The organism is Frankia sp. AiPa1, from assembly GCF_023243075.1.
Classification (GTDB): domain Bacteria; phylum Actinomycetota; class Actinomycetes; order Frankiales; family Frankiaceae; genus Frankia.
In genome coordinates this window covers 1-687 of the sequence record NZ_JALKFZ020000023.1, presented here as the reverse complement: position 1 = coordinate 687, position 687 = coordinate 1, and the positions used below count along the sequence as shown (strand labels likewise).

Here is a 687-nt window from a genome sequence, read left to right as displayed (position 1 = left end):
AGCAGCTTCGGCATCAGCGGCACCAACGCCCACCTCATCCTCGAACAACCACCCACCCCGAACACCAACCCCAACCCGAACCCAGATACCCCGGACAGCGCCACCCCGGACAGCATCACCATCACCGCTGGTCCGAGCACCACCGACCGGCCCGCCGAGGCGTTCCCCTTCCTGATCTCGGCGCGGACCGAGGCGGGCCTGCGCGGACAGGCCGAGCGACTGGCCGCCTACCTCGAGACCGCCGGCACGATCGAACCAGCAGCCGCGATCAACCCGAACGGCGCTGCGCCGGTCGGGCCGACGCCGCCGGATGTCGCCTGGTCGTTGGTGCACCACCGCGCACACCTGCCGCATCGCGCGGTGGTCGTCGCCGCGGACGCCGAGGAGCTGAGCAGGGGCCTCGCGCAGGTCGCGACCTCGAGGACGGCGCCGAACATCGTGCTCGGCCGCCCGCGCCCGACCGGGAAAGTCGCCTTTCTTTACACCGGCCAGGGAAGTCAGCGCGCCGGAATGGGCCAACAGCTCTATGCGCGGTCCACGGTTTTCGCGGACGCGCTCGACACGGTCTGCGACGCCCTGGACGTGCATCTTTCGGTGCGGCTACGGGACCTCATGTTCGCGGTTCCGGGAAGCCCCGAAGAACAACTCCTCCACACCACCGAATACGCCCAACCCGCACTCTTCGCC

Annotated in this window: 1 protein-coding gene; it reads left to right on the top strand. The window is 69.6% G+C overall.

Annotated features, from left to right (window positions below; translation table 11 throughout):
- Positions 1 to 687, top strand: a 687-nt coding sequence (locus MXD95_RS04095; protein WP_250639173.1) for an acyltransferase domain-containing protein, incomplete at both ends; no start/stop codon positions are given.